Genomic DNA, 6,118 nt, shown 5'->3' with positions numbered 1-6,118 from the left:
GTCACATTCCGAACCCGGAAGCTAAGACTGATTGCGCCGATGGTACTGCAAGGGGGACCTTGTGGGAGAGTAGGACACCGCCGGACACCTTTTACCGAGGCCCGTGTTTCGGGATCACCATGATGGTGGTTCCCGAAACACGGGCCTCTACCTTTTTACCCGCACATATGCGTACGCATGTAACATGGGTGTGACTGATAGTCGGTCGACTCATAGTCCCCATCGTTGGAGAGTTGTTGAGTGGAAACTCCAGTGCACCGGCAAGCCTTTGGCAGACGTCTACGCGAATTGCGCGCCGAAGGCGGCTGGACTTCGCAGGAGGCGTTCGCTCTGCACGCCGGACTCGACCGCACCTACGTGAGTGGTATTGAGAGTGGGCGGCGTAACCCAACGCTTGATGTGCTGGTTCGAGTTGCGGGCGCACTCAACGTGCCGGTCTCTGAACTGTTCACGTTGGTCACGGTCGAAATGGGCGTGGCGGCACGCGCTGCGTCTGCCACGTCATAGCGCGCCAGCGCGCGTTACCAGTCGCCCTCGAAGGAGCGCCCCACGGGGATTGCTCGGATCAGCCGGCTATACGCCGCGTGAAAGTCTAGAGAGTCGGTGCTGCCGAGCTCGAGTTCGATGAGTCTGGGGTGCGGTGCGTGCCTGCCCGGGAGCCGTGCGAGATGCTGGGCCTTGTCGTTGATCGGTGCCCACCTTGTAACGTGTGCAGTCAGGGTTGTTCCAGGAATTGGAACTTCCCGGAATTCATGAGTCGGCGTAAAGGGAACGGGCTCGAATAGCCAGTCCCAGATTTCGGGGTCATCCCCGTACAGAACAGTGGAACCACTGGGGTCATGGGGATCGAGAAGTGCAATGACGTACGGCTGAAAGTCGGGGGCGGTGTGGCGTGGCACGGGAAGTCCTCTCGTTCGCGCGTCGGTTGTCCCCGCAATTCCCGTCAAATCCGTTGACGGGCCCGTGTGACGCATGGTCTACATGGACTATTCTGCCGTACGCCTCCGACACTCACGCGTTGGGGGTGCGATTGGGGTGCGCGCACGTCTCAAAGACGTACTCTGTCTCAGCTGGGAGGGTGAGATTCCGATCGCGGAGAACGACGGAGGACGGTGTCTCAGGGTCGCTGCATACGACTCCGAAACTCCTCGGGAGTGCGTCGCTGTACTCGATGTCGATGACGTGATCGCCGTACACACCCGTGTAGGAGTCGCACTCGCGAAAGGCCGCGCACTCTTCGGTGACTGCGAAGTCGAAGCCTGCGCGGTCGTGCAGTACGGCCGCGTCTTCCGCAGCGTTCTTCTGAGCCGCGGCGAGCCCTGCGTCGTGAGCGGTGTCAACGTAGGCGGTGGCGAGGGCAAGATTGTCATCGCGTGAGAGCGCACCGTCGCTGCGGGTGTAGGTGTCGAGGTTGTCGAACTCGACCGCCTCGAATCCCGCTTCGGCGCACGCGACAATCCATGGCGCGACGGTTGTGAGGATGCGCTCACGCGATTCCCGTGATGACGTGTCGAGCAGTACTTCATCAGGCCAGTCGGGATCAATCACGACGCCTCCCGCGTCGTGAAGCAGTGTGTCTGCGGGCCAGATGTCAGCTTCGCCGGGTTGCGTTTGAAACCCGTTCACGTAGCAAATCGAATAGCGCGACTGATCCGGGTCTGCCTTCCGGTCCCGTGCGACGATGTCGACGGACGCGTCGGGGGAGTATGCTCCGCCCAGTTGATAGTCCGGTGTGCCGCCCACGGGCGGGAGCGAGATGTTCGAGGCGGGCTCTGCGGAAACACCGCAGCCCGAAAAGCCGATCCCGATCGCAACCACCGCGAAACTCGCGATGACTATCTCACTCACCCGCAACACGCCCCGCGCCACCACGCGCCCCCAAAGTCGACTCCTACCCCCACTGGCATGCAGGGTTTGGTATCGATGCTAGTTGTCCCGTGTTCGCGGCACCACGGGGCAGTGAGAGACATATCCACGGCACTATGCTCGGCTCGAAGACGGTATTCAGCCGGTCTGGATCGACGAAGATCCGAAAGGAACGCACCATGACCACACGTCCCACGAACGGGCGCCTGGCCGACGACGAGCACCTCGCCGTTCTCGGCTACGAGGGAAAGTTTGATCGTTCGATGAGCCTGTGGGCGAACTTCGCCCTTGGATTCACCTATCTCTCGCCGCTCGTCGGCGTCTATTCACTGTTCGCGGTCGCGCTGTCGACCGGAGGCCCACCATCGACCTGGTGGATCGTGATCGTGGCCGGGGGTCAGCTGCTGGTGTCGCTGGTCTTTGGCGAAGTGGTGTCGCAGTACCCGATCCACGGCGGGATATATCCCTGGGCCCGACGCTTGTGGGGGCGGCGATACGCGTGGATGGCCGCCTGGGTGTACATCTGGGCCATGATCGTGACGATCACCTCGGTCGCCGAGTTCGGGGCCGGCTTCACAACGGCGCTTTTCGGCGTGGAGCTGACCCCCGCCTCGACGTTGATCACAGCGCTCGCGCTGCTCGTACTGGCACTCGTCATCAACTTCACGGGCACCAAGTGGTTGGCGCGCATCGCGCGTATCGGCCTGTTCGCCGAGCTCATCGGAGTCATCGGGGTCGGGCTCTATCTGCTCATCTTCGAACGTAAGCACGACTTCTCGGTGTTCTTCGACAGCATGGGGACAGCCGGCGACGGATCGTATGTGCCCGTGTTCATCGCGTCGGCGCTCGCGGGCCTGTTTCTCTTTTACGGCTTTGAGGCGTGCGGCGATGTTGCCGAGGAGGTCGCAGACCCGGCGCGGCGCATTCCCCGGGCCATGATCATGACCATTCTGATCGGCGCCGTGTCAGCGCTCTTCTCGTTTGGCGGCTACGTGCTCGCCGCCCCGAACCTCGAGCAGATCGTCGCCGGTGAGGTGGGGGACCCGATCCCCGAGATCCTTGAGGCAACACTCGGCACGGTCGGCGCGAAGATCTTCCTGGTGGTCGCGATCCTGGCTTTCATCTCGTGCGTACTCAGTTTGCAGGCCGCCGCAAGTCGTCTGCTCTACTCGTTCGCTCGCGACGGAATGCTGCCGGGGCACGTATGGCTGTCGAAGGTTTCTGAGCGTAATAAGGTTCCGACCAATGCCCTGATCGTGGCCTGCACCGTGCCCGCGCTGATTTGCGTGCTGATCTTCTTGAACGACGGGATCCTGATCGCGGTCACATCGTTCGCCATCTTGGGAATCTATCTGTCGTTCCAGATGGTGGTACTCGCGAGCCTCAGGCAGCGACTGCGCGGGTGGAAGCCCGCCGGCCCGTTCAGTCTGGGCGGCGCAGGAATCGTTGTGAATGTGTTGGCGCTGGCGTATGGCGTGTTCGCGATGATCTTGCTCGCGACGCCGGGTTCGTCGGGCGCCTTCTTCACGGACTACGTCGTACTGATCGGCCTCGCCGTCGTGCTCGTTTCCGGTCTCGTGTACCTGTTCGCAGCGCGGCCGGACGCCAAGTCAAACGCTCCATCGGGCGATGCGAAGGAGGTCGCTGACGAGATCCGCCGCCGCACCGGCCGCTAGACTCGCAGCCATGTCTGACCTCGTCGTGTCCTTGCCCAGCGATTCTGGTTTGCGAGGGGCGGTGGGCGACGTCGACGGTGTCGAGTTCGTCGAGTGGGATCTCGACGGACCGGCACCTCGACAGCACTTCGACATCGTCGTGCCGCCGTACTGGGGTGGCGCGCGGCAGCTTTCGAGTCTGTCAGGCGTCGCCACTCGGCTGGTGCAGTGGCAATCGATCGGGTACAACGGTGTCGCAAAGCACCTCCCTGAGGGCACACCGCTCGCAAACGCAGCCACGGTGCACGAGGGATCAACGGCTGAACTCGCGCTCGCATTGACGCTCGCGGCGCAGCGCGGGATCCCGCAGTTCGTGCGCGATTGCGACGCCGAGCACTGGCAGCTGCGATCGCTGCCGAGCCTCGCTGACCGGCGGGTGCTGCTCGTCGGGTACGGCGGGGTAGCGCAGGCAATCGAAGCCCGGCTCGCGGGATTCGAGGTAGAGATCACGCGGATCGCGCGGAGCGCACGCGAACAGCAGAACTTGGCGGGCGAGACCGTGCAGGTGCGGGGTTTTGACGCACTGCACGAGAGCCTCTCGGCGGCCGAGATCGTGATGCTTGCCGTGCCGCTCACCGACGAGACACGCGGCCTCATCGATGCCGCGGCACTCGCTGCGCTGCCCGACGGCGCGCTGATCGTCAATGTCGCGCGCGGCCCGGTCGTAGATACCGACGCGCTCGTCGCGGAGTTGCAGGCCGGCCGGTTGCGCGCGGCGCTCGACGTCACAGACCCCGAGCCGCTGCCAGCCGGGCACCCATTGTGGAGTGCGCCGAACACGCTCATCACCCCGCACGTGGGCGGCGATTCGAGTGCGATGCTGCCGAGAATGTCGGCGTTGATCCTGCGTCAGATTGCGCACCTGCAACACGGGGAGGCGCCCGAGAATCTCGTGCTGGGCGCGTGGAGCTGAGCCGCCGGTAGACTGGGCCACCTATGCCGTCGCGCCCCGAGCGCGGCGGCGCCAAGATCCCCGCTTGCACCTTGGAGTGATACAGAATATGGCTGAGCAGTCCCGCCTCGATAAGGTCATCGCCCTCGCCCGCCACCGCGGCTTCGTCTTCCAGGCGGGTGAGATTTACGGCGGATCGCGCTCCGCGTGGGATTACGGCCCCCTCGGCACCGCGCTGAAAGAGAACATCAAGCGCCAGTGGTGGAAGTCCATGGTGCAGAAGCGTGATGACGTCGTCGGCATCGACTCGAGCGTGATTCTCCCGAAGCAGGTGTGGGAAGCGTCCGGACACGTTGAGGTTTTCAGCGACCCGCTGATCGAGTGCCTGAGCTGCCACAAGCGCTACCGCGAAGACCACCTCATTGAGGCTTTCGAAGAGAAGAAGGGCCGCGCCCCCAAGGATGGCCTCGCCGAGATCGTTTGCGCGAACTGTGGCACCCGCGGCCAGTGGACCGAGCCGCGCGCGTTCTCGGGCCTGCTGAAGACCTACCTCGGCCCCGTCGACGACGAGGCCGGCATGCACTACCTGCGCCCCGAGACCGCCCAGGGCATCTTCGTGAACTTCGCGAATGTGCTGCAAGCCGCGCGCATGAAGCCCCCGTTCGGCATCGGTCAGATCGGCAAGAGCTTCCGCAACGAGATCACGCCGGGTAACTTCATCTTCCGCACTCGCGAGTTCGAACAGATGGAGATGGAGTTCTTCGTCGAGCCCGGTACCGATGAGGAGTGGCAGGAATACTGGATGAACGAGCGCATGGCGTGGTACGTCGGCCTCGGCATCTCGCCTGACAACCTGCGTTTCTTCGAGCACCCGAAAGAAAAGCTGTCGCACTACTCGAAGCGCACCGCAGATATCGAGTACCGCTTCGGATTCACCGGCGGCGAGTGGGGCGAGCTCGAGGGCGTTGCCAACCGCACAGATTTTGACCTCTCGACGCACTCGAAGCACTCGGGCAAAGATCTCAACTTCTTCGACCAGACGAAGAATGAGCGCTACACGCCCTACGTGATCGAGCCGGCGGCAGGTCTCACCCGTTCGCTGATGGCCTTCTTGGTCGACGCCTACCGCGAAGAGGAAGTGCCGAACGCAAAGGGTGGCACCGACAAGCGCACGCTGCTCGCACTGGACCCGCGTCTCGCGCCGATCAAGGCAGCCGTGCTGCCGCTCAGCCGTAACGAAACGCTGTCGCCGCTTGCGCGCGAGATCGCCCAGGATCTGCGTGACGACTGGAACGTCGACTTCGACGATTCGGGTGCGATTGGCCGCCGCTACCGTCGCCAGGACGAGATCGGCACCCCGTTCTGTGTCACGGTGGACTTCGACTCGCTCGACGATGACGCAGTGACCGTGCGCGAGCGCGACACGATGGCTCAGACGCGGGTGCCCCGCGCCGAGCTGCACGCGTACCTGGCTGAGCGCCTGCGCGGCGCCTAACGCGCTGCGCCGCTGGCGCTGGCGCTGCCGGCCGGACCGGCTTGCGCTGCGTCGCTGGCGCTGGCGCTGCCGAGCCCCTTGCTCGCCGCCGAACCCCTCTCCGAATCACGTGTTTCGGGGAGGGGTTCGGCGTTTGGGGAGGGGCTCGAC

Annotated in this window: 5 protein-coding genes and 1 rRNA gene; 5 read left to right on the top strand and 1 reads right to left on the bottom strand. The window is 63.9% G+C overall.

Annotation, left to right across the window (positions count from 1 at the left end; all coding sequences use genetic code 11):
• Positions 1 to 86 (top strand): 5S ribosomal RNA (rrf, locus tag ACFWHR_RS15330); the annotation flags it as partial.
• 154 nt (positions 87 to 240) lie between these two features.
• Positions 241 to 507 carry a helix-turn-helix domain-containing protein gene (locus ACFWHR_RS15325; RefSeq protein WP_382449179.1) on the top strand — a complete coding sequence of 89 codons (267 nt, stop codon included), beginning with the start codon at positions 241 to 243 and terminating at the stop codon, positions 505 to 507.
• A 504-nt stretch (positions 508 to 1,011) separates the two neighbouring features.
• On the opposite strand, the gene ACFWHR_RS15320 is transcribed toward ACFWHR_RS15325, so the two are convergent.
• Positions 1,012 to 1,848: an endo alpha-1,4 polygalactosaminidase gene (locus tag ACFWHR_RS15320; RefSeq protein ID WP_382449178.1), complete on the bottom strand. Its 837-nt coding sequence runs from the start codon at positions 1,846 to 1,848 to the stop codon at positions 1,012 to 1,014.
• A gap of 197 nt (positions 1,849 to 2,045) precedes the next feature.
• Between ACFWHR_RS15320 and ACFWHR_RS15315 the strand changes: the two genes are divergently transcribed.
• From ACFWHR_RS15315 to ACFWHR_RS15305, 3 genes are all read left to right on the top strand, one after another.
• Positions 2,046 to 3,542, top strand: coding sequence for an APC family permease (locus ACFWHR_RS15315; RefSeq protein ID WP_382449177.1), 1,497 nt, complete (start codon positions 2,046 to 2,048; stop codon positions 3,540 to 3,542).
• 10 nt (positions 3,543 to 3,552) lie between these two features.
• Positions 3,553 to 4,494 (top strand): NAD(P)-dependent oxidoreductase, encoded by a 942-nt coding sequence (locus ACFWHR_RS15310; RefSeq protein WP_382449176.1) that lies wholly within the window; start codon positions 3,553 to 3,555, stop codon positions 4,492 to 4,494.
• Positions 4,495 to 4,582: 88 nt separating this feature from the next.
• Complete coding sequence (locus tag ACFWHR_RS15305; protein ID WP_382449175.1) at positions 4,583 to 5,968, top strand: glycine--tRNA ligase; 1,386 nt, start codon at positions 4,583 to 4,585, stop codon at positions 5,966 to 5,968.
• Positions 5,969 to 6,118 lie beyond the last annotated feature (150 nt).

This window comes from Leucobacter sp. NPDC058333 (assembly GCF_042726155.1).
GTDB lineage: Bacteria > Actinomycetota > Actinomycetes > Actinomycetales > Microbacteriaceae > Leucobacter.
This window is presented reverse-complemented; position numbering and strand designations above follow the sequence as displayed.

What these genes read in the sequence shown, in the direction of transcription:
- ACFWHR_RS15315 (WP_382449177.1), top strand. Translation starts at nt 2,046, where the DNA reads ATGACCACACGTCCCACGAACGGGCGCCTGGCCGACGACGAGCACCTC.
- ACFWHR_RS15310 (WP_382449176.1), top strand. Translation starts at nt 3,553, where the DNA reads ATGTCTGACCTCGTCGTGTCCTTGCCCAGCGATTCTGGTTTGCGAGGG.
- ACFWHR_RS15305 (WP_382449175.1), top strand. Translation starts at nt 4,583, where the DNA reads ATGGCTGAGCAGTCCCGCCTCGATAAGGTCATCGCCCTCGCCCGCCAC.